At 69.0% G+C, this 22955-nt stretch carries 19 protein-coding genes; 9 read left to right on the top strand and 10 right to left on the bottom strand.

Features of this window, described 5'->3' with window-relative positions; translation table 11 throughout:
* Window positions 1-90: 90 nt before the first annotated feature.
* Complete coding sequence (locus Q1K70_RS15790; protein ID WP_300161462.1) at window positions 91-2019, bottom strand: PAS domain-containing sensor histidine kinase; 1929 nt, start codon at window positions 2017-2019, stop codon at window positions 91-93.
* A 149-nt stretch (window positions 2020-2168) separates the two neighbouring features.
* On the opposite strand from Q1K70_RS15790, the gene Q1K70_RS15785 reads away from it, so the two are divergent.
* Complete coding sequence (locus Q1K70_RS15785; RefSeq protein ID WP_300161460.1) at window positions 2169-3704, top strand: YifB family Mg chelatase-like AAA ATPase; 1536 nt, start codon at window positions 2169-2171, stop codon at window positions 3702-3704.
* Here the strand turns inward: Q1K70_RS15785 and Q1K70_RS15780 are convergent.
* On the bottom strand, window positions 3701-6286 hold the full coding sequence (locus Q1K70_RS15780; RefSeq protein ID WP_300161458.1) for a response regulator: 2586 nt from the start codon (window positions 6284-6286) through the stop codon (window positions 3701-3703). The genes Q1K70_RS15785 and Q1K70_RS15780 overlap by 4 nt on opposite strands.
* 186 nt (window positions 6287-6472) lie before the next feature.
* Between Q1K70_RS15780 and Q1K70_RS15775 the strand changes: the two genes are divergently transcribed.
* The gene (locus Q1K70_RS15775) at window positions 6473-6622 is read left to right on the top strand and encodes a hypothetical protein (protein WP_300161456.1); all 150 of its coding nucleotides are present in this window, start codon (window positions 6473-6475) and stop codon (window positions 6620-6622) included.
* A gap of 158 nt (window positions 6623-6780) precedes the next feature.
* On the opposite strand, the gene rfbA is transcribed toward Q1K70_RS15775, so the two are convergent.
* The gene (gene rfbA / locus Q1K70_RS15770) at window positions 6781-7650 is read right to left on the bottom strand and encodes a glucose-1-phosphate thymidylyltransferase RfbA (RefSeq protein WP_300161454.1); all 870 of its coding nucleotides are present in this window, start codon (window positions 7648-7650) and stop codon (window positions 6781-6783) included.
* Window positions 7651-7747: 97 nt separating this feature from the next.
* Between rfbA and Q1K70_RS15765 the strand changes: the two genes are divergently transcribed.
* Window positions 7748-8545, top strand: a complete 798-nt coding sequence (locus tag Q1K70_RS15765; RefSeq protein WP_300161452.1) for a MogA/MoaB family molybdenum cofactor biosynthesis protein — start codon at window positions 7748-7750, stop codon at window positions 8543-8545.
* 102 nt (window positions 8546-8647) lie between these two features.
* Window positions 8648-9796 (top strand): iron-containing alcohol dehydrogenase, encoded by a 1149-nt coding sequence (locus Q1K70_RS15760; RefSeq protein WP_300161451.1) that lies wholly within the window; start codon window positions 8648-8650, stop codon window positions 9794-9796.
* On the opposite strand, the gene Q1K70_RS15755 is transcribed toward Q1K70_RS15760, so the two are convergent.
* The 3 genes from Q1K70_RS15755 to lepA all read right to left on the bottom strand — a co-directional run bounded on the left by Q1K70_RS15755 (window position 9793) and on the right by lepA (window position 13474).
* Window positions 9793-10842: an AbrB family transcriptional regulator gene (locus tag Q1K70_RS15755; RefSeq protein ID WP_300161449.1), complete on the bottom strand. Its 1050-nt coding sequence runs from the start codon at window positions 10840-10842 to the stop codon at window positions 9793-9795. The two genes, Q1K70_RS15760 and Q1K70_RS15755, sit on opposite strands and share 4 nt — an antisense overlap.
* Window positions 10843-10963: 121 nt before the next feature.
* Window positions 10964-11563 (bottom strand): signal peptidase I, encoded by a 600-nt coding sequence (lepB, locus tag Q1K70_RS15750; protein WP_300161447.1) that lies wholly within the window; start codon window positions 11561-11563, stop codon window positions 10964-10966.
* Between the two features lie 108 nt (window positions 11564-11671).
* A complete protein-coding gene (lepA, locus tag Q1K70_RS15745; protein ID WP_300161445.1) occupies window positions 11672-13474 on the bottom strand; it encodes a translation elongation factor 4 in 1803 nt (600 codons plus the stop codon).
* Window positions 13475-13763: 289 nt separating this feature from the next.
* Here lepA and sat point away from each other — a divergent pair, with 289 nt between their 5' ends.
* Both sat and Q1K70_RS15735 read left to right on the top strand, forming a co-directional pair.
* Window positions 13764-15056, top strand: a complete 1293-nt coding sequence (gene sat / locus Q1K70_RS15740) for a sulfate adenylyltransferase (RefSeq protein ID WP_300161443.1) — start codon at window positions 13764-13766, stop codon at window positions 15054-15056.
* 114 nt (window positions 15057-15170) lie between these two features.
* The gene (locus Q1K70_RS15735) at window positions 15171-18356 is read left to right on the top strand and encodes a UvrD-helicase domain-containing protein (RefSeq protein WP_300161441.1); all 3186 of its coding nucleotides are present in this window, start codon (window positions 15171-15173) and stop codon (window positions 18354-18356) included.
* Here the strand turns inward: Q1K70_RS15735 and Q1K70_RS15730 are convergent.
* Complete coding sequence (locus tag Q1K70_RS15730) at window positions 18346-18489, bottom strand: hypothetical protein (protein WP_300161439.1); 144 nt, start codon at window positions 18487-18489, stop codon at window positions 18346-18348. The genes Q1K70_RS15735 and Q1K70_RS15730 overlap by 11 nt on opposite strands.
* 151 nt (window positions 18490-18640) lie before the next feature.
* Here Q1K70_RS15730 and cbiR point away from each other — a divergent pair, with 151 nt between their 5' ends.
* Genes cbiR through Q1K70_RS15715 form a run of 3 tightly spaced genes read left to right on the top strand, consistent with a single transcriptional unit; the run spans window position 18641 to window position 20959 of the window.
* A complete protein-coding gene (cbiR, locus tag Q1K70_RS15725) occupies window positions 18641-19426 on the top strand; it encodes a cobamide remodeling phosphodiesterase CbiR (protein WP_300161437.1) in 786 nt (261 codons plus the stop codon).
* The gene (locus Q1K70_RS15720) at window positions 19423-19935 is read left to right on the top strand and encodes a bifunctional adenosylcobinamide kinase/adenosylcobinamide-phosphate guanylyltransferase (RefSeq protein WP_300161435.1); all 513 of its coding nucleotides are present in this window, start codon (window positions 19423-19425) and stop codon (window positions 19933-19935) included. The genes cbiR and Q1K70_RS15720 overlap by 4 nt, the downstream gene beginning before the upstream one ends.
* A 19-nt stretch (window positions 19936-19954) precedes the next feature.
* Window positions 19955-20959, top strand: coding sequence for a DHH family phosphoesterase (locus tag Q1K70_RS15715; RefSeq protein WP_300161434.1), 1005 nt, complete (start codon window positions 19955-19957; stop codon window positions 20957-20959).
* Between the two features lie 10 nt (window positions 20960-20969).
* On the opposite strand, the gene Q1K70_RS15710 is transcribed toward Q1K70_RS15715, so the two are convergent.
* The 3 genes from Q1K70_RS15710 to Q1K70_RS15700 form a co-directional block, all read right to left on the bottom strand.
* Complete coding sequence (locus Q1K70_RS15710) at window positions 20970-22310, bottom strand: protein kinase (protein WP_300161432.1); 1341 nt, start codon at window positions 22308-22310, stop codon at window positions 20970-20972.
* 82 nt (window positions 22311-22392) lie between these two features.
* Entirely contained in the window at window positions 22393-22695 is a 303-nt protein-coding gene (locus Q1K70_RS15705; protein ID WP_300161430.1) for a type II toxin-antitoxin system RelE/ParE family toxin, read from the bottom strand.
* Window positions 22696-22700: 5 nt separating this feature from the next.
* The gene (locus tag Q1K70_RS15700; RefSeq protein WP_300161428.1) at window positions 22701-22919 is read right to left on the bottom strand and encodes an addiction module protein; all 219 of its coding nucleotides are present in this window, start codon (window positions 22917-22919) and stop codon (window positions 22701-22703) included.
* Window positions 22920-22955: the final 36 nt, after the last annotated feature.

Raw genomic sequence — 22955 nt, 5'->3', positions numbered from 1 at the left:
GCCAGGGCGCGTCCGCATGGTCACAAAGATGCAATGCAGGAAACGGAAATTCCTGCCTTGCGGAATCATGCAACGGGGTGGCGGCTGGTCTCAGGCGTCTTTGCGGAGGTAGGGCAGCTCCAGAATGAAGGCGCTGCCGCGTCCCAGTTCGGATTCGGCCCAGATGCGGCCGTGGTAGTGCTCCACGATCTGGCGGCAGATGGCCAGGCCCAGGCCCGTGCCCTTGCGGCGCTGGCCCTCGGTCACGGTGTCGCTGACTTGCGCCTGGTGGAACTTGTCGAAGATCTTTTCCAGGGATTCCCTGGGCACGCCCTGGCCGGTGTCCGTCACCTCCACCCGCAGCATATCGCCCGCGACGAAGGCATGCAGGCGTACGGCCCCCTCGTCCGTGAACTTGGCCGCGTTGCCGAGGAGATTGACCAGCACCTGGGTCAGCCGGTCGGGGTCGATGCGGAGGGACGGCAGCCCGTCCGCCACATCCATGGCGAAGGACACCTCGGGTTTGGCCGCGAAATCGGCGCTGACCGCGTCGGCCGCCCGGGCGACGGCCTCGGCCACGTCCACCACGACGTCGCGCCAGTCGGCCCGGCCGGCCTCGATCTTGGACAGGTCCAGGAAGTCGTTGATGAGCCGGGTGAGGCGTTCGCCCTCGTGCTCGATGATGGAAAGGTTGGCCGTGATGCGCGTGGCCTGGGCGGTCAGGCGTTCGTGGCCGGCGGCGAAGGGGGCGAAGAACTTGCCGAAATCCCGGCTGATGAGCTTGGCGAAGCCCATGATGGAGGTCAGGGGGGTGCGCAGGTCGTGGGAGACGGTGGCCAGGAAGCCGGACTTGAGCCGATCGAGCTCGGTGAGCCGGACGTTGGCCGCCTCGAGCTCCCGGGCCTTCTCGGCCAGCCGGCCCGTGCGTTCCTCCACGGCCTTGCGCAGGTGGCGGTTGAGGATCTCCAGCCGGTGCTCGGCCCGGACCCGGGCCGTGACGTCGGACAGGGTGCCCTCGGTATAAAGCGGCGCGCCCGCGGCGTCGCGCACCAGGCGGATATTGAGCAGCACCCACATGGTCTGGCCGTCGCGCCGCCGGAAGCGCAGCTGCAGGCCGGCGATGGCCTCCTCGCGCAGCAGGCGCTCGAGCATGACCTGGCGATCGTCGGGGGAATGGTAGAGCCGCACGCCGACGTCGTCGGCGGCGTCCATGAGCTCGGTCGGCGAATCGTAGCCGAGCATGGCGGCCATGGCCGCATTGGCCGAGAGCATGCGGCCTTCGAGGGTGGTCTGGAAGATGCCTTCGGTGGCGTGCTCGAAGATGTCGCGGTATTTGCGTTCGGTGGAGGTCAGGCGCAGCACGGTCTCGTGCATGGTCCGGCCGAGGCTGGCCAGCTCGCCGCGCAGGCCCTCGGGCTCCGTGGCGCACGACGGGTCGCCCAGGCGCACCCGGAGGGCGTAGCGTTCGAGCCGGGCCAGGGGCGCGATGACGCGCCAGCGCACGACGAGGATGGCCGCCAGGCCGAGCGCGGCGTTGAGGCACAGGATGCGAAAGACGATGCGCGCCAGGGCGGCGTCGAGCTCCCGGTCCATGAAGCGCCGGGTCAGCTGCACTTCCACCGTGCCCACGGGCCGGCCCTCGAAGCGGATGTCGCGCTTCTCGGACAGGACGCGATCCAGGGCGGGATGGGTGGTCAGGGGCGCAGGCTGCCAGTCGCGGTCCCGGCCCCGGCCGTCGTAGGGCTTGCCGGAATCGCCTTCCGTGACCACCACGGCGGCCACGCGTTCGTTCTGCATGAGCCCGTCCATGAGCTGGACGATGTTCTCGCGTTCCAGGAACCACAGCGGCCGGGACAGGTTCTCGGCGAGCTGGGAGGCGGCCAGGCTCGCGCCGACGCGCAGCTCGGTTTCCAGGCGGTGCTTCTCGCCGATGTAGTCGAGCACGCCGAAGGCGGCCAACAGCACGGTGTTGACGCACACGAGCGTCACAACCACGGCGCCGCCGACGGAACGCGTCAGGGAGAAACGGGGCAGGAGCATGCCTTGAGGTTCCCGGTGGAGGGTGGGGCCGCCGGCCGGATCGGGCCGGCCAGCGTCAAGGCTACCACCTGCCGCGGCGGATGGAAAGCCCGCCCCGGCCAAAATCCTTGCGCCCGCCGCATACCCGGGCTATCGATCCATGAAATATCATGAGCCTTTCCCGAATCACCACCGGCGCGCTTCTCGGCATCGAGGCCCATCCCGTCACCCTGGAGGTCGATCTCTCCAGGCAGGGCATGCCGTCGTTCACCATGGTCGGCCTGGCCGAGGGCGCGGTGCGCGAGAGCAAGGAGCGGGTGTTCGCGGCGCTCAAAAACGCCGGCCTGCGCCTGCCGCCGGCGCGCATCACCGTCAACCTGGCCCCGGCCGACATGCGCAAGGAAGGCTCGGGCTACGACCTGCCCCTGGCCCTGGCCCTGCTCGCCGCCGTGGAGGCCGTGCCGCCGGGGTCCACGGAGGGCTATTTCCTGTGCGGCGAGCTGTCGCTTTCCGGCGAGCTCAAGCCCGTGCCCGGGGTGCTGCCCCTGGCGGCCCGGGCGCGGCGCGAGGGGGCCAGGGGCCTGGTCGTGCCCCGGGCCAACGCCGACGAGGCGGCCGTGGTCGCGGGACTTTCCGTCTACGCCGCCGACGACCTGGCGCAGGTGCTGCGCTTTTTTTCCGGCGAGGAAGCCCTTTCCCCGGCCGCGGCTCCGCCCTTCGCCGCCGTGGGCGAGGCGGCCCCCTTCGGCGAGGACTTCGCCGAGGTCAAGGGGCAGGCCCATGCCAAGCGGGCGGTGGAGATCGCGGCGGCGGGCTCGCACAACCTCCTTTTCATCGGCCCGCCGGGCTCGGGCAAGACCATGCTGGCCAAGCGCCTGCCCACGGTGTTGCCGCCGCTGTCCTTCGAGGAGGCGCTCGAGGTCACGACCATCTACTCCGTGTCCGGCCGGCTGGACGGGGCGGGGCTGCTGACGGCCCGGCCCTTCCGCAGCCCCCACCACACCATTTCCGACGCCGGGCTCATCGGCGGCGGCTCCTATCCCCGCCCGGGCGAAGTGTCCATGGCCCACCGGGGGGTGCTGTTTTTAGACGAGCTGCCGGAATTCAAGAAGTCGGTGCTGGTGGTGCTGCGCCAGCCCCTGGAGGACGGCAAGGTGACCATCGCCCGGGCGGCCGTGTCGCTTTCCTACCCGGCCGACGTCATGCTCGTGGCGGCCATGAATCCCTGCCCGTGCGGCTATCTCGGCGACGAGCGCCACGCCTGCGTGTGCGCCGACGGGGACGTGCGGCGCTACCGGTCGCGGCTTTCCGGGCCGCTTCTCGACCGCATCGATCTGCAGGTGGAGGTGCCGGCGGTGCCGTACAAGGAGCTGCGGGCCGAGGCCTCGCCCGTGACCTCGACGGTCATGCGGGACCGGGTGCTGGCGGCGCGCGAGACGCAGGCGGCGCGCTACGCCGGGCTGCCCTTTTCGGTCAACGGCCGGCTGTCGGGAAAGTGGCTGTCGAAATTTTGCGCCGTGAGCCAGGAGGGGCACGCCTTCCTGGACGGCGCGGTGCGGCGGCTCGGGCTTTCGGCCCGGGCGCACACGCGCATCCTGCGCATCGCCCGCACCATCGCCGACCTCGACGGCGACGCGGAGCTTCGCGTGGAGCATCTGGCCGAGGCCGTGAACCTGAGGAACTTGGACCGGCAGAGGCTGGGCTAGGACGCCCCCTCCGCCGCGCTCTTGACCCCGACCACCTTGGCCACGGCCCGCAAGAGCTGGTCCATGTCGCAGGGCTTGGTCACGAATTCGTCCATGCCGGCGGCCAGGAACCGTTGCCGGTCGCCATCCAGGGCGTAGGCCGTCAGCGCCACCACGGGCAGCTTGCGGCTCGTCCCCGGCACTTCGCCGTTGCGGATGTGGGCCACGGCCGTGAGTCCGTCCATGACCGGCATCTGGATGTCCATGACCACCACGTCCACCCGCGTCATGGAGAGCTTGCGCAGCGCCTCCTCGCCGTTGGCCGCCTCTTCCACCTCGTGGCCGAGCTTGCGAAGCCCCCGCGCCAGGGCCAGGCGGTTGATGGCCTCGTCCTCCACCACCAGGAAGCGAAGCGGCGGCAGGGCCGTCGGCGCATGCGCCCCGCCGTCCTCCCGCTCCGGCGGAGCCACCGGCCAAAGGGGCACGGCCAGACGGAAGGTGCTGCCGAACCCCGGCCGGCTCTCCACCCAGATGCTGCCGCCCAGAAGCTCGGCCAGCCGACGCGCGATGGAAAGGCCCATGCCCGTGCCGCCGAAGCGCTTGGTCAAAAGCTCCTCGCCCAGGGTGAAGCTCTCGAAGATCGTCGTCTGCCGGTCCTTGGGAATGCCGACGCCGGTGTCGACCACGGAAAAAACGAGGCTCAACCCGCTGAAGTCCTTGGCCACCAGCACCCGCTCCCGGACCGACTCCGGGTCCAGGCGGTCGGCGCGCAGGGAAACGGTCCCGGTCGGCGTGAAGCGGATGGCGTTGTCCAGAAGGTGGGCCAGGATCTGGCGCAGCCGGAAGGAATCGCCCATGAGCTTGTCCGGCAGGGACGGCTCGACCAGCACGTCGAGGCCGAGCCCGGCCAGTCCCGCCCGCACCGAATAGGCCGAACGCAGGGATTCGAGCAGCCGGCGCAGCGAGAACTCCCGCAGCATGGGGGAGAACGATCCGGATTCGACGCTGGCCAGCTCCAGCAGGTTGTCCACGATGTCCACCAGCCGGTCGGTGGATTCGCGCACCGTGCGCCAGTACTCGGCTTCGCGGCCCGAGGCTCCCTCCAGGATGGCCAGCTGGGCCATGCCCATGATGCCGTTTATGGGCGTGCGCAGTTCGTGGCTGATGTTGGCCAGGAACTGCGTCTTGGCTTGGTCGGCCGCCTCGGCCCGGCGCTTGGCCGCGACCAGGTCCGCCTCGACGGCGAGACGCGCCGCGCCCATGTCGAGCAGCGTGGCCAGCCGCTGCGCGAGCCGCACGTCCCGGTCGGCGTAGCCCTCCGGGGCGTCGGCCAGCAGCAGCAGCCCCCCGGGGCCGCCTCGCACGCGGCGAAGCGGCACGGCCAGAAACCGCCCTACCAGGCCCTGGCCCGGAAAGGCCGGCCCGAAGGCGTCCAGGGGATAGGGGCCGTTTTGCACCACGTGCGCGTCGCCGTTGAGGGCCGCGGCGAACGGCCCGACATAGACGCCGGAAACTTCGGGATAAAAGCCGCGCGGTCCGCTCGGATCGTCCGCGATGGGGCCCGCCGGGCCGAGGGTCGCCAGCCAGTCGAGCCGCCCCAGCCGCCGCTCCACCAGGCCCACCGCCCCGAGGAGACTGGCGGTCGCCTCCATGGCCCGGCAAAGGACCAGCCTGGCCATGCCCGCCATGTCCAGCTCGCCCGCGACCAGGGCGCGGGACGTGGCGGCCATGACCGAACTGGCCCGAAGCGCCTGGCGCAAAAGCCCCAACGCCCTTTCCCGGGTGACCGACAACCGCAGGACATGCAGCCCGTGGGACACGTCGTCGGCCATCTGGGCGAGAAGCGAAATTTCCTCCTCGCCGAATTCCCGGTCCTGGCGGTCGTAGATGCTGAGCGCCCCGGCCACCCTCGCCCCCATGCGCAGGGGAAAGGCGATGCCTGAACGGTACCGGTCAAGGGCCTTGGGCCGGTTCGGCCACTCCTTGAAGAAACGTTCCTCGGAGAGCCTGGGCATCAAGACCATCCGCCCTTCTCGGATGGCCGTGCCGACCGGCCCGTGCCCTCGGACGCCGTCTTCGTAGCGGACGTCCAGGGTGTCGAGCCATTCGGACCCCTCGCCGGCCCGGCCGGCCACGAGGACCTTCTTGCCCGCGCCGGGGTCGGCCATGCCGACCCAGACGAGGTCGTAGCCCGCCTTGTCCACCAGCGTCCGGCAGATGCTCCCCAAAAAGGTCTCGCGGTCCTCGGCGTGGATCAGCTCGTGGTTGACCGCCCCCAGGGCCACCAGGGCCCGATTGCTGCGCGAAAGCTCGGCCTTCACGACGGCCGCTTCCGCTTCCTGCCGCCGCAGCGCCGCCCGCAGGCGATGGTGACGGTCCACGACCAGCCCGACCAGAAGCGCGGGAAACACAGCCAGGAAAAAGGCCGTCGCCACCAGTCCCGGCGTGGCCAGGCCCGGAAAGGAAGCCGCCAAGACTTCCCGGCAACCCAGGGCCAGCAGGATCATGCCGCCGCCCCCGAGGACGAACGTCAGCAGTCCCGCAGTCAGCGCCTGGCGCAACGGCGATGCGGTTTCGGAAATCTGGGGCTGGTTCGGATGCACAACGCTTCTCCCGTATCGCCTCATCTACAGCCTGTCGGCAAAAAACGAAAGCGCATTTCACCAAGCGGCAGGTCCCCGACCGCCGGACAGGCAGGGAGAAACGGCCGCCCCCCTTGACGCCCTCGCCCGTCCTGACGTAGGAATCTTCCGCGTCACCGCGCCAATCGACCCGAAGGAGAAGAGGCTATGAGCATCGTATCGGAACTCGTCACGAACATGGGCCATTCCACCGAGCAGGGCTTCTTCGGGGTCACGGCCATCTATATCTACATGGCCATCATCGTCGCCACGGCCCTGGTGCGCATCCGCCACAACATGAAAAACGACCACCACTAGGCCGGCCGCGGCCATCGCCGCGCCACGCCGTTTCTTTTCGAGCCGCCTGCGGGCGGCTCTTTCATTTTCCCGGCCGCCGAAACGCAGCCGCGCCCGTAAACCGGGGAACTAATTCCGGGCGCGACCGGGAAAAGGGGCTTGCGGGACGGGAAACGGCCCTAGCTTTCGCGGATCATTTCCATCAGGTACTGGCCGTAGGCGTTTTTGAGCATGTCGCCGGCGAGCGATTCCACCTGGCCGGCCGTGATGTAGCCCATGCGGTAGGCGATCTCCTCAAGGCAGGCCACGAGCACGCCCTGGCGCTCCTGGATGGCCTGGACGAAGCTCGCGGCGTGCAGCAGCGACTCGTGGGTGCCGGTGTCGAGCCAGGCGTAGCCCCGGCCGAGGAACTCCACCTTGAGCCGGCCGCGCTTCAGGTACACGTTGTTGAGGTCGGTGATCTCGAGCTCGCCGCGCGCCGAGGGAGCGAGCCCGGCCGCGATGTCGGCCACCTCGTTGTCGTAGAAATAGAGCCCGGTCACGGCGAACTTCGACTTGGGCTCCTTGGGCTTTTCCTCGATGCTGATCACGTTCCTGGCCGCGTCGAACTCCACCACGCCGTAGCGGTGCGGGTCGCGGACCTTGTAGCCGAAGACCACGCCGCCCTCGGTCAGCCCGGCGCAACGCTGGAGCACCGAGGCCAGCCCCTGGCCGTAGAAGATGTTGTCGCCGAGCACCAGGCACACGGAATCCGAGCCGATGAACTCCCGGCCCAGCAAAAAGGCCTGGGCCAGGCCTTCGGGCCTGGGCTGCACCTTGTAGGAAAACGACATGCCGAGGCTCGCCCCGTCGCCGAGCATCTCCTGGAACCGGGGCAGGTCGGTCGGCGTGGAGATGATGAGGATCTCCCGTATGCCGGCCAGCATCAGGACCGAAAGCGGATAGTAGATCATGGGCTTGTCGTAGATGGGCAACAACTGTTTGCTCACCACCCGCGTGATGGGATAAAGACGCGTGCCCGACCCGCCGGCCAAGATGATCCCCTTCATGCCTTCTCCTCGCTTGATAACCCGCCCGCCTCGGACGTATCGTTGGCACGCTTTTGACCCAACGCCACCAAAACCGCAAGGCCCAAAGGGAGCCGCCATGCCACAATCCATCCGCCTCGCCGCCGCCGGCGACACGGCCCTGGCCGCCGGCGACAGGCTGCATGTCGTCGCGGGCCCCGCCCCGGAATACGGAACCTGCCTGCACGCGGCCGAATGCCTGCCGCGCCTTGGCGTCGGCACGCGCCTGACCCCGGCCGACGGCGGGCCGGCGCTCCTCGTGGTCGCCGTGCTCTCCCGCCCCGGGCGCGGCGACGCGCCGGCAAGCCCGGCCTTTCTGGCCGAGGCCCTGGCCGACGGCGTGCTGCCGGGCGGCGACCGGGAATACCGCGCCGAAAAGGAAGGCCTGGCCCTGGCCTGGATCACCCTGAGCGACAAGGGCAGCCAGGGGCTTCGCGCCGACGCCGCCGGCCCGGCCATCGCCGAGGCCTGCGCCGCCGCCCTGCCCGTGGCCCTGGCCCTTGGCCACATCATCCCCGACGAGCCGCGCGAGCTGACCGCCCTGCTGGTCGACCTGGCCCTGACCCAGGGCTTCGACCTCGTGGTCACCACCGGCGGCACGGGGCTCTCCCCGCGCGACACCACCCCGGAAGCCACTCTTCGCATCATCGAGAAGCGCCTGCCCGGCTTCGAGGCGGCCATGCTCGCCGCCTCCCTGGCCAAGACCAGGCACGCCATGCTCTCCCGGGCCGTGGCCGGCACGCTGGGCCAGGCCATCATCGTCAACGTGCCGGGATCGCCCAAGGCCGTGCGCGAAACCCTGGCCGCCATCCTGCCGGCCATCCCCCACGGCCTGGACAAGCTGCGCGGCGACCCCGCCGACTGCGCGCAGGCGTAGCGGAGCGGGAAGAGGGAAGACGCCTCCGGCGGCCAGGAGGGGGTGACCCCCTCCTGGACCTCCCCATTGGGGGAAGGCAGGGCGCGTAGCAAGGAGAAATACATGTCCACGAGAGTATTTCAGACGACGCCGCGCATCCATTACGGGCCGCGCGCCATCGAGCAGGCCGGCCCCGAGGCGGCGGCGCTGGGCAAGGTCGCCCTGGTGGTGACCGGACGGTCCGCTTCCACCAAAAACGGCAGCCTGGAGCGGCTGTGCGGCCTGCTCGAACACGCCGGCGTCGCCGCCGTGCCCTTCCCCCGGGTGGAGCCCGACCCGAGCCTGGACACCGTGGTCGCCGGCACGAAACTGGCCCGGGAAAAAGGCTGCGACGTCATCGTGGCCCTGGGCGGCGGCTCGGCCATGGATGCGGCCAAGGGCATCAGCTGCCTGCTGGCCAACCCGGGCGAGCTGGCCGCCCTGGAAGGCGCGGCCGGCCTGCGCCAGGGGCCGCCCGTCATCGCCATCCCCACCACCGCCGGCACGGGCAGCGAGGCGACCAAGGTCAGCGTCCTGACCGACACGGCGCGCGGCTACAAGATGCTCCTGGTCGGCCCCACCCTGCTGCCGGCGGCGGCCATCCTGGACCCGGAGCTCACGGCCAGCATGCCGCCGGCCGTGGCCGCGGCCACGGGCATGGACGCGCTCACCCACGCCGTGGAGGCCTACGTGTCCAAGCTGGCCAACCCCTTTTCCGACGCCCTGGCCCTGGCGGCCATCGCAACCATCGGCGAAAACCTTCCCGTGGCCGTGGCCGCCCCGGACAACTGCGACGCCCGTGCCGCCATGCTCTACGCCCAGGCTCAGGCCGGCCTAGCCTTTTCCAACGCTTCCGTCGGGCTCGTGCACGCCATGTCCCGGCCCATGGGGGCGCGCTTCGGTGTGCCCCACGGCACAGCCAACGCCATGCTGTTGCCCCTGGTCACGGCGTTTAACCGCCCGGCCTGCCCCGGGCGCATGGCCCGGGTGGCCGAGGCCCTGGGCCGGCGCACGGACGGCCTGGACCTTGGCGCCGCCTCGCGCCTGGCTGCCACGGCCCTGGCTGAGCTCGCCGCCGGGCTGCCCCTGCCCCGCACCCTGGCCGCCGTGGGCGTGGACGCCGAGGCACTGCCGGACATGGCCCGCGAGGCGGCGGAAAACGGCAGCAGCCGGGTCAACCCCCGCCGCGCCGAAGCCGAGGAGATTTTGGAACTCTACGGGAAGCTCGTCTAGCCCCGCTTCGCCGCCTTGCCGGCCAGGAACCGGGCCATGGGCGGCGCCAGCAGCACCACCAGGAAGAAGCGCATGGTCTGGAGCGTCATGACGAAGGGCATGTCCACCGGCGCGGAGGCGGCGATGATGGCCACCGAATCCAGCCCGCCGGGGCTGGCCGCCAGGTAGGCGGTGAGGGGATCGACCCCGGCCGTGCGGGCCAAGAGCACCGACAGGCCGCCGCAAAAGCCGATGAGCACGACGATGGTGGCCAGGATCATGGGCAGGGCCCGGGCGGCGTGGGCCACCACGCTTCGGGTGAACCCCAGGCCGATACGCCAGCCGATGGCCGCGTAGGACGCGGCCAGAAGCCAGGGCGGCAGCTCGATCTCCACCACTCCGGCCAGACGCAGGCCGCCGCCGAGCAGCATGGGCGCGAGCATGGCCCCGCTGGCCAGCCAGTTGCGAAGCCCGACCAGCGCGCCGAGGACGATAAGCGCCGCCGTCGGCAGGTTGGCGATCCCCAGGGGGGGGAACCAAACCGTGGCCGCGGCGGCCCCTTCCGGAGCGTCGGTCCAGATGTGGGCCACGCCGGCCGCGGCCAGGGCCACGCACAGCACGCGCAGGTATTGCATGAAGGCCACGAGCCGGGCGTCGGCTCCGTAGGCGTCGGCCAGGATCACCATGGCCGCCGCGCCGCCGGGCGAGGTGCCCCAGATGCCCGTGGCCCCGGGCATGACGTGGAGGCGGAAAAGCAGCCAGCCCATGGCCCCGGCCGCGAGGATGCTCGACAGGACCACGGCCGCGAAGAGGTGCCCGCTGCCGAGCAGGGCCGGCAGGATGTCCGGCGTGGCCGCCCGGGCCACGAGGCAGCCGATGACGGCCTGGGCCACGATGTAAGGTTGTTTGGGCAGCCGCACGGACGCCCCGCCAAGGGCCAGCAGGATGCCCGAGAGCATGGGGCCGAGCAGCAGGGACGCCGGCATCTCCAGGAAGCGCAAGACCGCCGTGACGCAGGCCGTGACCACGGTCAACAGCGTCCACTGTCCGAGCTTTCCCCTCGCCATGGCTCCCCTTTCACGACTGCCGGCCACGCACGCGAATGCGGCCGCCGGGTTCATCCCAAATCGGGAGGTCCAGGAGGGGCCTCGCCCCTCCTGGACGCCGGAGGCGTCTTCTCTCCTGCCGCTACTTCACGAGGTTGCCGATGCGGCTCCAGCGGATGTCGGCCGGGCCGTCCCAGGACCAGTAGATGACCCAGGCCTTGCCCCGGATCTTCTCCTTGTCCACGAAGCCCCAGAAACGCGAGTCGTAGGATTCGTCGCGGTTGTCGCCCATGGCGAAGTACTTGCCTGGCGGCACGGTGATGGGGCCGAAGTTGTCGCGGCGGGACTGGATGTTGGGGTCGGTGTGCTTGACGTAGGGCTCGTCGAGCTGCTTGCCGTTGCGGTAGACGACCTTGTCCTTCATCTCCAGCACGTCGCCGGGCGCGCCGATGATGCGCTTGATGAAGTCCTTGGAGGTGTCCTCGGGGAACTCGAAGACGATGACGTCGCCGTCGACCGGCTCCTCGATGGGCAGGATCACCTTGTCGGTGAAGGGGATGCGGGTGCCGTAGAGGAACTTGTTGACGAGCAGGTGGTCGCCGATCAGCAGGGTGTCGAGCATGGAGCCCGACGGGATCTTGAAGGCCTGGACCACGAAGGTACGGATGACGAAGGCGAGCACCAGGGCGACGGCCAGGGCTTCCAGATATTCCAGCAGCATTTTTTGCCATCTTGGATTCATCGGCGTGGTTCCTTGTCGTTGGGGCGGGCCGGGCGGCCTGGCGCGGACGTTTCGCGCCGCCGCCGGCCGTGGCGGGAGGTTGGGGTTGAGAAAGGGCGTGCCGGCCGGCTAGTCGTCCCCGGCCTTGAGCGCCGCCAGGAAGGCTTCCTGGGGCAGTTCGACGTTGCCCATGCGCTTCATGCGCTTCTTGCCTTCCTTCTGCTTTTCCAAGAGCTTGCGTTTGCGCGTAATGTCGCCGCCGTAGCACTTGGCCGTGACGTTCTTGCCCATGGGGGCGTTGCGCTCCCGGGCGATGATCTTGGTGCCGATGGCGGCCTGGATGATGACCTCGAAGAGCTGGCGCGGGATGACGCGCTTGAGCTTGAGCGCCAGGGCCCGGCCGTAGTGGTAGGCGTTGTCGCGGTGCACGATGACGGCCAGGGCGTCCACGGGGTCGCCGTTGATCATGATGTCGAGCTTGACCAGGTCCGAGGCCCGGTAGTCGATGATCTCGTAGTCCAGGGAGGCGTAGCCGCGCGTGGCGGACTTGAGCCGGTCGAAAAAGTCGTAGACGATCTCGGCGAAGGGCAGCTCGTAGGTGATGATGACGCGGGTGGCCGTCAGGTAGCGCACGTCCTTCTGGATGCCGCGCTTTTCCTCGCACAGCTTGAACACGCCGCCGACGTACTCGTTGGGCGTGTGGATCTCGAGCTTGGCGTAGGGCTCGTAGAGGGCGGCGATCTCCTGGGTCTTGGGCAGCTTGCTCGGATTCTCGATGGAGATGGTCTTTCCCGACAGGGTCTCGACCTTGTAGATGACCGAGGGCGCGGTGGCGATGAGGCTGGCCCCGAACTCGCGCTCCAGCCGCTCCTGGATGATCTCCATGTGGAGCAGGCCCAGAAAGCCACAGCGGAAGCCGAACCCGAGCGCCTGGGACGTCTCGGGCTCGTAGGTGAAGGCGGCGTCGTTTAAGCGCAGCTTCTCCAGGGCGGTTTTGAGGATCTCGTACTCGGCGGCGTCCACCGGGTAGAGGCCGCAAAAGACCATGGGCTTGACTTCCTTGAACCCCGGCAGGGCCTCGGCGGCGGGGTTGTCCGCCAGGGTGACGGTGTCGCCCACCCTGGCGTCGGTCAGGGTCTTGATGTTGGCGCACAGGAACCCGGCCTCGCCCGGGCCAAAGGACGGGATGTCGATGGGGCCCGGGGAAAACGCGCCCAGGCGCACGACCTCGAAGTCCACGCCGTTGGACATCATCCTGATGCGCTGCCCGAGCCTGACCGTGCCGTCCATGACGCGGAACAGGACCACCACGCCCTGGTAGGAGTCGTAATAGGAGTCCACGACCAGGGCCTTGAGCGGCGCGTCGGCATGGCCCTTGGGCGGGGGGATCTTGGCGATGATCTGTTCGAGCACGGCCCCGACGTTGATTCCGGTCTTGGCCGAGACGGACACGGCGTCGGCGCAGGGCAGGCCGATGGCCTCCTCGATCTCGGCCTTGACCGCTTCCGGGTCGGCGCTCGGCAGGTCGATCTTGTTGAGGACCGGAATGATCTCCAGGTCGTTGTCGAGGGCCAGGAACACGTTGGCGAGCGTCTGCGCCTCCACGCCCTGGGTGGCGTCGACCACGAGCAGCGCGCCCTCGCAGGCGGCCAGGCTGCGCGAGACCTCGTAGGAGAAGTCCACGTGCCCCGGGGTGTCGATGAGGTTGAGGATGTACTCGTTCCCGTCGGCGGCCTTATAAGGAATGCGCACGGTCTGGGCCTTGATGGTGATGCCGCGCTCGCGCTCGAGGTCCATGCGGTCGAGGTATTGCTCGCGCATCTCCCTGGCGGTGATGACGCCGGTCAGTTCGAGGATGCGATCGGCCAGCGTCGACTTGCCGTGGTCGATGTGCGCGATGATGCTGAAATTTCTGATGCGCGAGATATCCATGCGTGGGGGGGCCTTTGGCGAAACGCCGCTTAGGGTCGGCAAGGCACATAATGGAAGGCGGGGGCAAGGTCAATGCGGGCGAGGCAGGGTGCGCGACCGGACACGAAATCCGCCCTTTCGCACGGGGCTCGGGGACAATTTCGTGCCCTTTGATACATTTTTCACTTGGTATTCCCCTCTCCGTGGTGTATACCGGCTGCACTCATGGGCACGGTCGGCTCCGGACTCCATCCGACCACCCAGGTGCTACGCGGAAACTTCAACAAAATCACCGGTAAGGAGGCGCTACATGTCCAAATTGGTTCCGCCGCATGGAGGCAAAGGTCTGGTCATTCGCCTGCTCGAGGGCGCTGCCAAGGAAGCCGAGCTGAAGAAGGCCGCCGGCCTCAAGAAGGTCGAGATCACCGCCCAGGAAAAGGGCGACCTGATCATGATCGGCATCGGCGGTTTCTCGCCCCTGGACGGCTTCATGACCAAGGCCGATTGGAAGAGCGTCGTCGAGAAGATGACCCTGGCCGACGGCACCTTCTGGCCGGTTCCCGTCGTGCTGGCGGTGACCAAGGAAGAAGCCGCCGCCATCAAGGACGGCGAGGAAATCACCCTTGAGCGCAAGGGCGAAATTTTCGCCACCATGAAGGTCACCGAGAAGTTCGAGCTGACCGAGGCCGACAAGAAGTGGGAATCCGAGATGGTCTACAAGGGCCATGGCGACGATTCCGCCGACGACAAGTTCTGGAAGGTCGCCCTGGAAGACCACCCGGGCGTCAAGATGGTCATGGACCGCAAGGCCATCTGCCTGGCCGGCCCGGTCAAGGTCCTGTCCGAGGGCGAGTACCCGACCAAGTACAAGGGCGTGTACCTGCGTCCGGCCGAGACCCGCGCCATCTTCGACGAGCGCGGCTGGGCCAACGTCGCCGCGCTGCAGCTGCGCAACCCCATGCACCGCTCCCACGAATACCTGTGCAAGATCGCCATTGAGGTTTGCGACGGCGTCATCATCCACTCGCTGATCGGCAACCTGAAGCCCGGCGACATCCCGGCCGAAGTCCGCGTCGAGTGCATCGACACCCTGGTCAAGCACTACTTCGTGGAAAAGAACGTGGTCCAGGGCGGCTACCCCCTCGACATGCGTTACGCCGGTCCCCGCGAAGGCCTGCTGCACGCCACCTTCCGCCAGAACTACGGCGTCAACAAGATGATCATCGGCCGTGACCACGCCGGCGTCGGCGACTTCTACGGCATGTTCGAGGCTCAGGAGATCTTCGACCGCATCCCCTACGCCGACGGCAAGGCTCCCAAGCCCGGCCAGGCCCTGCTCTGCCAGCCGCTGAAGATCGACTGGACTTTCTACTGCTACAAGTGCGACGGCATGGCTTCGCTGCGCACCTGCCCGCACACCAAGGAAGACCGCGTCATCCTGTCCGGCACCAAGCTGCGCAAGATGCTGTCCGAGGGCGGCGAGATCCCGGATCACTTCGGCCGCGACGAGGTCCTGGTCATCCTGCGCAAGTACTACGAGGGCCTGACCGAGAAGGTCGAGATCAAGATGCACGGCGCTGCTTCCGGCGAATCCGCCAAATAAGCTGCCGCGCAATCGCATGATTGCCAAGGGGGGACGCGAAAGCGTTCCCCCTTTTTATTGCGCCGCCGCGGCCGGCCCTTGCCGCCTTTTGGCAATCTCTGTATGCCTTGGCCCATGGAGCAGTATCTCGCCGACTTGCATATCCATTCCCGCCACTCCCGGGCCACGAGCAAGGGGCTCACCCCGCGAAACCTGGCCGCCTGGGGCGAGGTCAAGGGCCTGACCGTGGTGGCCACGGGGGACTTCACCCACCCGGGCTGGCTTTCCGAGCTCCAGGAAGCCCTCGCCCCGGACGCTTCGGGGCTGTTTCGCCTCAAGGACCCGGCCCACCTCGGCCGGGAACTCCCCTGGCTGCCCGACGCCAGCCCCTCCGGGCGCGTGCGCTTCCTGCTCTCGGCGGAAATCAGCTCCATCTACAAGCGCGGCGGCAAGGTCCGCAAAGTCCACAACCTCGTCTACGTCCCCACCTACGAGGCGGCCGAAAGCCTCAACCGCAAGCTGGCCAAGGTCGGCAACCTCGCCTCGGACGGCCGGCCCATCCTCGGCCTCGACAGCCGCCACCTGCTGGAGATGGTGCTCGAAACCGACCCCATGGCCTTTCTGGTGCCGGCCCACATCTGGACGCCGTGGTTTTCGCTGTTCGGCTCCAAGTCCGGCTTCGACTCGGTGGAGGAATGCTACGGATCGCTGGCCAAGGAGATCTTCGCCCTGGAGACGGGGCTGTCCTCGGACCCGGAGATGAACTGGACGCTGTCGGCCCTGGACCGCTTCCGCCTGGTCTCCAACTCCGACGCCCATTCCGGCGAGAAGCTCGGCCGCGAATGCAACCTCTTTTCCGGCGACCCCTCCTACGAGGGCATCTACCGGGCGCTGCGCGGCCAGGGCCTGGGGCCCCGGTTTTGCGGCACGGTGGAGTTCTTTCCCGAGGAGGGCAAGTACCACCTGGACGGCCACCGCGAATGCGGCGTGGTCATGGAGCCGGCCGAGGCCAAGGCGCGCGGGGGGCTTTGCCCGGTGTGCGGCAAGCCGCTGACGCTCGGGGTGCTGCACCGGGTGCTGGAACTGGCCGACCGCACCGAGCCCGTCCGGCCCGAGGGCATGCCGGGGTTCACCTCGCTCATACCGCTTGACGAGATTGCCGGCGAGGTCATGGGCGTGGGGGCCAAGACGGCCAAGGCCCGGGGGCTGGTGGCCCGGCTGCTGGCCAAATTCGGCGCGGAGCTCACGGTGCTTCGCGACGCGCCCGTGGAGGACCTCGGCCGGGTGGACGCCATCCTCGGCGAGGCCGTGGCCCGGATGCGCGCCGGCCGGGTGCTGCGCCGCCCCGGCTTCGACGGCGAATACGGCCGCATCTCGGTCTTCACCCCCCAGGAGCAGCGCGAGCTCAAAAGCGGCCGCTACCTGGCCGTGCCGCCCCCGGCCGCCAAGGCGGCCCGGCCGCGCGACCCGGCCGGCGGCGACGACGCCTCCCCCGAGCCTCCCCCCGCCCCGCCGCCCCGGACCGCGCCGCCCGCGCCCGTGGTCACGCGCCGCAGCCTCAACCCCTCCCAGCAGGCGGCCGTGGAGAACGGCGGCCGCCACGTGCTGGTGGTGGCCGGCCCCGGTACGGGCAAGACCCATACGCTTCTGGCCAAGATCCGCGCCCTGCTCGCGGCCGGCATCCCGGCCGGCGACATCCTGGCCGTGACCTTCACCCGCCGGGCGGCCGAGGAGCTGCGCCAGCGCCTGGCCGGCGGCGACGGCGCGCAAACCGCCCAGAACCTGCCCCGGGCCGACACCCTCCACGCCCTGGCCCTGGAGGCCTGGACCCGGGCCGGCGGCCAGGAGCCGGTGCTCCTTTCCGAGGACGCCGCCCGGCGGCTCTTCGCCGCGGCCAACCCCGAACTGACCGGGGCCAAGCTGCGAAGCGCCTGGCGCGACCTGTCCCTGGCCCGGGAGCGCCTGCAGGCCCCGAAAGACGCCGCGACCGTGGGCCCGGGGCTCTACGCCGCCCGTTACGCCCGCCAGAAGGCCGACTGGAACCTGCTGGATTTCACGGACCTGCTGGAATACTGGCTGGAGAAGCTCTCGGCCGGGGGCGAGCGGCCGCCCTACTCCCACGTGCTGGTGGACGAGGTCCAGGACCTGACCGCGCTGCAACTGGCCGTGGTCGCGGCCCTGGTCGGCCGGGAGCGGGCCAGCCTTTTCGCCATCGGCGATCCGGACCAGGCCATCTACGGCTTCCGGGGCGCGACGGGCGCGGCCAGGGCCGAGCTCACGGCCCTGTGGCCGGATCTGGCCGTGGCCACGCTCGCCGAAAACTACCGTTCCACCCAGCCGCTCCTGAACCTGGCCGCCGGCCTCTTTCCCGGCCGCGCGCCGCTGGTGTCGCGCTTAAGCCGCGACACCACCGCCACCACGGAAATACAGCTTTTCGAGGCCCCCACCGCCGCCGGCGAGGCGGGCTGGATGGGCGAACGCATCAGCGCGCTTCTCGGCGGCACCTCGTTGACCCTGGCCCGGGACCTGGCCGCAGACACCCTGTCCCCGGCCGACATCGCCGTGCTCGTGCGCGTCTCGGCGCTCATCGGCCCCATCCGCAAGAGCCTGGAGCGCTTCGGCATCCCCTGCGCCGCGCCCGAGGCCGACGCCTTTTTCAACGAGCCGCGCGTGCGCCTGCTTCTGGCCGCCGCCGGCCGGCTGCTGGGGCTGCCCGTGCCCGAAGACGTGGAAAAGCCCCCCACTCTGCCGGACCGGGTGCTGGCCAAGGGGCCGCTCGGGCTTTCGGCCTATCTCGAGGACATCGCGCCCTTCGACCGGCTTTTCTGGCAGGGGCCGGAATTTCGCGAGCTGTGCCGGGCCTTCGACGCCCACGGCGGCTGGGCCGGCCTGCTGAACTACGTCGCCGGCGAAACCGAGCTGGAACTGGTGGGCAGACGGGCCGAGAAGGTCCGCATCATGACCCTGCACGCGGGCAAGGGGCTGGAATTCGCCGCCGTGTTCCTGCCGGCCCTGGAGGACGGACTTTTGCCCTTCGCCGGTGCGGACTTCCTCACGGGCAAGCCCGGGCACCTGGCCGGCCAGATGGACGAGGACGAGGAGCGCCGGCTTTTCTACGTGGGTCTCACCCGGGCCAAAAGGCGGCTGTACCTGTCCCACGCCGTGCGCCGCGACCTCTACGGCCGGCGGTTCATGCTCAAGCGTTCGCGCTTTCTGGAAAACCTGGATCTCGGGGGGGTGCGGCGCTCGGCCCTGGTGGCGCGCACCGTGAGCCAGGCGCGCCAGCTGCCGCTGTTCGGGGTCGAGGATTCTACCAGATGAAGCGCCAGAGGTAGCGCTCGTAGGCCCTGGTCATCCGGTGGGCCGTGGGCGTCTTGACGCCCATGTCCTTGAGCCGGCAATACACGTGCAGCGGATTGAAGAAATGCTGCACGAAGTCTCGAATCTGTCGCATAACGCCATCACTTTGAAAACGGCGGACCGCGGTCCGCGAAACCGGCGATGCTGAGCCGTCGCCCTAAAAACCCTTACGACCGGGATTCCATACTCCCGGGGAAACCTTTCCTCAAGTTTTCCATCCAACTTTTATCCCTAACGATTTTATAATGATACAAAAATGCAACCCCGCCGTATCCTGGCGCGTCGCCGCCCCGAGCTGCGTGTGGCCCGACACCGCCGCCGCCAATTGCCGCCTGCTCTCCCGCACCGTGGACGAGGTCGGCCTCTATCTCCTGGAACTCGAAAGCTGCCTGGCCTACGGCCCGGACGACCTGCCGAAGAAGGACTTCGGCCTGCGCTACCACCTGCACCTGCCTCTGGACCTGCCCTGGCGGCACGGCGGCGACGCCGCCTTCTTCGCCATGGAGGGGCTGCTCAAAAGCACGGCCCGCCTCGTGCCCTGGGCCATGGTGCTCCATCCCCCGGACAGCCTGGCCGCCCTGGAGGCGTTCCTGGCCGCCCTGGCCGCAGCCGGCCGCGATCCGGCCACCGTGCTTCTCGAGAACACCGAGGGAATCTCGCCGGAAGACGTCACGGCCATGGCCGCCGCGGCCGGCTGCGGCGTGTGCCTGGATCTCGGCCACATGCTGGCCATGGGCCACGCCCTGCCCGCCCACGACCCGGACCTGGCGCGCCTGACCCGCATGCTCCATGTCTACTCGCCCTTCGGAGCCGAGGGGCCGCCGCCCGGACGGCGCCACAGCCACCGCACCCTGGGCTGCCTGTCGCCCGAGGGCCGGGAGGTCCTCGTCTGGATGCTGGCCAACCTGCGGCCCGAGACCGTGGTGGTCGAGGTCTTCGCCCCGGTCCACCTGATGGAGAGCCTGCACGTGCTGGACGCCCTGGCCTGCGGCGGGCAGGCGTCCACCGCCTGTCCGGCGGAGAGGGAATGATCCGGCTGCTCCTTGGCGGCGTGCGCTCCGGCAAGTCGGCCCTGGCCGAGGGGTTGCTGCTGGCCGGCGCGGCCCCGCGCCGGGTGCTGGCCACGGGCCGGGCGCTCGATTTCGAGTTCCGGGAGCGCATCGCCGCCCACAAGCGGGCCCGGCCGCCCGGGGTGGCCGTCATCGAGGCCGGGGCGACCGCCATGGACGTGCTCGCCGCCGAGGCCCCCCGGGGGGGCACTCTTCTCTTCGACAGCCTGGACTTTTGGCTCTTCGCCTGCCATGACGAAAATGCCATGCGATCGTGTCCCGAAGCGCTTACGGAAGCCCTGAGCCCTTATGCCGCGGCGCACGGACCGGAACTGATCGTGGTGAGCACCGAGGTCGGGCTGGGGGGACTTGGCGCGAGCGCGGCCATGCGGCGCTTCGCCGACGCCCTGGGCGGCTGCAACCAGACCGTCGCCGCCCTGGCCGGCGATGTGCGCCTCGTGGTCGCCGGCTGCGCCCTGACGCTCAAGTGACGCCCAAGGGAAACGCCTCATGAGCTATTTTCGCAAGCTGACCCTGGAAACGGCGCGCCTGGCCCACATGCTCGGGCGCGAGGACAAGTGGCTCATCGTGATAAACGCCGACCCAGACGCCATGGCCTCGGCCATGGCGCTGCGGCGCATCATGGTCCACCGCGTGGCCGAGGTGGGCATCGCTCACGTCAACGAGGTCAAGCGGCCGGACAACCTGGCCATGATGCGCTTCCTGCGCATCCCGACGCAGATGCTCACGCCCGAACTGCGCGACCGCTACGACCACTTCGCCATGGTCGATTCCCAGCCGCACCACCACCCGGACTTCAAGCAGTGCTCGTTCAGCATCGTCATCGACCACCATCCGGTCAAGACCGACAGCCCGGTCAAGGCGCCCTTCGTGGACATCCGGCCGGGCTACGGCTCGGTGAGCACCATTCTCACGGAGTATCTCTACAACATGCGTATCCGGCCGGGAAAGCTCCTGGCCACGGCCCTGGTCTACGGCATCAAGGCCGACACCCAAAGCTTCGAGCGGCATTTCCTGGAGGCCGACGTCAAGGCCTTCAGCTATCTCACCAAGTTCGCCGACATGCTGCTTATGCGCAAGATCATCCACAGCGAGTACCACCGGCGCTGGCTGAAATTCTTCTCCAAGGCCTTCCGCAAGATGCGCTTCGTCGGCAGCAAGGGGCTTTTCGTGTACATGGACGCCATCGAAAGCGCCGACCTCCTGGTCATGCTGGCGGACTTCTTCACCCGCGTGCACGGCCTGTCCTGGAACATGCTCTCGGGGGTGGTCAAAAAGCAGGTGGTGGTGATCTTTCGCGGCGACGGCATCGGCCGCAACATGGGCGTCATGGCCTCGAAGATGTTCGGCGACGTGGGCTCGGCCGGCGGCCATCGCGGCGCGGCCCGGGCCGAGATCGACCTGGCCCGTTTCGGCGACAAGCCCATCGAGGAAGCCCTCTACAAGCGCCTGACCGGCAACAAGCTCCCGACCAAGGAGAAATGCCCCCTCTGATCCAGGCTTTTCAAGCGTTTCGCACGGCCCGGGCCGCCACCGGGCAGCGGAAATCGACGCTGGTCACGTAGCCGAGCTCCACGTCGGCCGCGTAGGCCCTGGCGTAGTTGGCCCGGTCCGCGCTCCAGACCCGGCGCACGGGCTGGCCAAGCGCCGCCGGCTGGCAGTAGCCCTCGCCCGTGGGTTCTGGCCGCAGCAGGGTGACGAGCTCGGCCACGGTCGGCAGCCGCCAGTCTCCATGGCCGCCGCAGCCGGCCGCGTTGAGCCCGGCCACGTACTCACCCGCTTCCTGCCAGGTCACGGGATAAGGCGCGGCCTCGCGCAGCCAGCAAAGGCCCGTGTCCGGGTCGCGCAACAGGCCTTTTCCCTGCGCCTCCAGCCCTCCCGGCCAGTAGGCCGTCGGCCGCCACAGCGCGTCGAGGCCGAAAGCCGACCTGGCCTGGCGCAGGCCGACCATGACCGGTTCGCTTCGCGGCCGTGCCGCCCCCGCCGGCGTGCGCGACGAGGCAAGGACCGCCCCGGCGCAGACCCCTTCGAGCCGCCTGTCCCATTCCCGGCGGCAAGCGGCCAGGGCCTCGCCCATCTCCCGGGCGCTCCCGAAGCGCTTTTGCGGCGATACGGCCAGGGCCCGGGCGAAAAAGCCGTCGAACACCTCCCCGCCCGAAACGAGAGGGTCGTCCAGGGCGGTCGTGCCGGGCTCGGGCAGCCGGCCGGACAGCATGCGGAAAAGCGTCACCCCGGCGGCGTAGAGGTCGGCCCTGGCGTCGGCGGCGTCGGGGTCGTCCTCCTGCTCCGGCGCGGCGTAATAGGGCGAGCCCACCTTGAGGTTGGCCGGGCCGTCGAAGCGCTCGCCCCGGGCCTTGGAAAGCCCCAGGTCCGTGATCTTGACCACGTTGCGGTCCGTGACCAGCAGGTTGTAGGGCTTGACGTCGCGGTGGACGATGCCGGCGTGGTGGAGCCTGGCCAGGCCGGCCAGGAGCTGGGCGGCGTAGCCTGCGGCGCGCGGCACGGGCAGCCGGCGGCTGGGCTCCTCCACCCGATAGGTCTCGCCGATGATCGATCCCAGGGACTCGCTGTGGAAATCCATCACGAAATAGGGCCAGCCGTCGATCTCGCCGTAATCGAACACCCCGGCCACGTTCTCGTGGCAAAGCCCGCCAAGCCGCGCCGCCTCCTCCCGAAAGGCCCGCACCACCCGCTCGCGGCCCCACAAGGCGAGGGTCAGCTCGTTGGGGTGCAAAAGCTTCACCGCGACGACGCGCCCCACGACCGGCACCCTGGCCTTGAACACCGCGCCCATGCCGCCCCGGCCCAGCACGCCGAGCAGGGGATACTTGCCGATGGTCCGCATACGTGAAAACGCCTCCGGCGGCCGGGGGGAAACTTTTTGAAAAAAGTTTCCCCCGGACCCCCTTTCAAAAACTTTCAACGGGTCAAGGACGACGCGCTATCCGGTCGCGCCAGTGGGCAGGGTGGCGACGCATGTGCATGACGGCGACGACCACGACGGAATCACTGCCTTGCTGGTAAATGATCCCATAGGGAAATCCCGGCACGCGACAGCGACGGGTGCGAGGCGAAAGCGAATGCCAAGCGTCTGGATGAGCGACGATGCGGGAAAGCGTCTTTTCCACAGCCGTAGCGAAAGTAAAGCCCAAACCGGAGCATTCGGCATTGTAGTAGGAAACGGCGTCCTCGAACTCGCGGACGGCCGGCTCAAGAAAAAGGACGTCCACGCTGGCTAGCCGACGATTTTCCCGAAGACGTCGGCCGCGCGCACCGCCCGGAGCGATCCGGCGGCGTAAGCGTCCAGCCGCGACTCGGCCTCATGCCCCCAAGCCGCCTCCATGGCGGCGTCGCCGGCCTCGTCGAAGCTGGCTTGCAATACCTCGATGAGTTCCGCCCGTTCCAGCGGCCCCAGATCGAGCACCTGCCGCACGAGTCGCGCATCGGTCTTCATGGCTGCTCCTTTGGCTCCAAGGTAATGGGCCGCCAG

This window comes from Solidesulfovibrio sp., from assembly GCF_029978005.1.
In the GTDB taxonomy this organism is placed as follows: domain Bacteria; phylum Desulfobacterota; class Desulfovibrionia; order Desulfovibrionales; family Desulfovibrionaceae; genus Solidesulfovibrio.
This window is presented reverse-complemented; position numbering and strand designations above follow the sequence as displayed.

Bases quoted from the DNA above. Each gene is read 5' to 3' on its own strand.
- Q1K70_RS15790 (WP_300161462.1), bottom strand. From the start codon at position 2,019: ATGCTCCTGCCCCGTTTCTCCCTGACGCGTTCCGTCGGCGGCGCCGTG.
- Q1K70_RS15785 (WP_300161460.1), top strand. From the start codon at position 2,169: ATGAGCCTTTCCCGAATCACCACCGGCGCGCTTCTCGGCATCGAGGCC.
- Q1K70_RS15775 (WP_300161456.1), top strand. From the start codon at position 6,473: ATGAGCATCGTATCGGAACTCGTCACGAACATGGGCCATTCCACCGAG.
- rfbA (WP_300161454.1), bottom strand. From the start codon at position 7,650: ATGAAGGGGATCATCTTGGCCGGCGGGTCGGGCACGCGTCTTTATCCC.
- Q1K70_RS15765 (WP_300161452.1), top strand. From the start codon at position 7,748: ATGCCACAATCCATCCGCCTCGCCGCCGCCGGCGACACGGCCCTGGCC.
- Q1K70_RS15760 (WP_300161451.1), top strand. From the start codon at position 8,648: ATGTCCACGAGAGTATTTCAGACGACGCCGCGCATCCATTACGGGCCG.
- Q1K70_RS15755 (WP_300161449.1), bottom strand. From the start codon at position 10,842: ATGGCGAGGGGAAAGCTCGGACAGTGGACGCTGTTGACCGTGGTCACG.
- lepB (WP_300161447.1), bottom strand. From the start codon at position 11,563: ATGAATCCAAGATGGCAAAAAATGCTGCTGGAATATCTGGAAGCCCTG.
- lepA (WP_300161445.1), bottom strand. From the start codon at position 13,474: ATGGATATCTCGCGCATCAGAAATTTCAGCATCATCGCGCACATCGAC.
- sat (WP_300161443.1), top strand. From the start codon at position 13,764: ATGTCCAAATTGGTTCCGCCGCATGGAGGCAAAGGTCTGGTCATTCGC.
- Q1K70_RS15735 (WP_300161441.1), top strand. From the start codon at position 15,171: ATGGAGCAGTATCTCGCCGACTTGCATATCCATTCCCGCCACTCCCGG.
- Q1K70_RS15730 (WP_300161439.1), bottom strand. From the start codon at position 18,489: ATGCGACAGATTCGAGACTTCGTGCAGCATTTCTTCAATCCGCTGCAC.
- cbiR (WP_300161437.1), top strand. From the start codon at position 18,641: ATGATACAAAAATGCAACCCCGCCGTATCCTGGCGCGTCGCCGCCCCG.
- Q1K70_RS15720 (WP_300161435.1), top strand. From the start codon at position 19,423: ATGATCCGGCTGCTCCTTGGCGGCGTGCGCTCCGGCAAGTCGGCCCTG.
- Q1K70_RS15715 (WP_300161434.1), top strand. From the start codon at position 19,955: ATGAGCTATTTTCGCAAGCTGACCCTGGAAACGGCGCGCCTGGCCCAC.
- Q1K70_RS15710 (WP_300161432.1), bottom strand. From the start codon at position 22,310: ATGCGGACCATCGGCAAGTATCCCCTGCTCGGCGTGCTGGGCCGGGGC.
- Q1K70_RS15700 (WP_300161428.1), bottom strand. From the start codon at position 22,919: ATGAAGACCGATGCGCGACTCGTGCGGCAGGTGCTCGATCTGGGGCCG.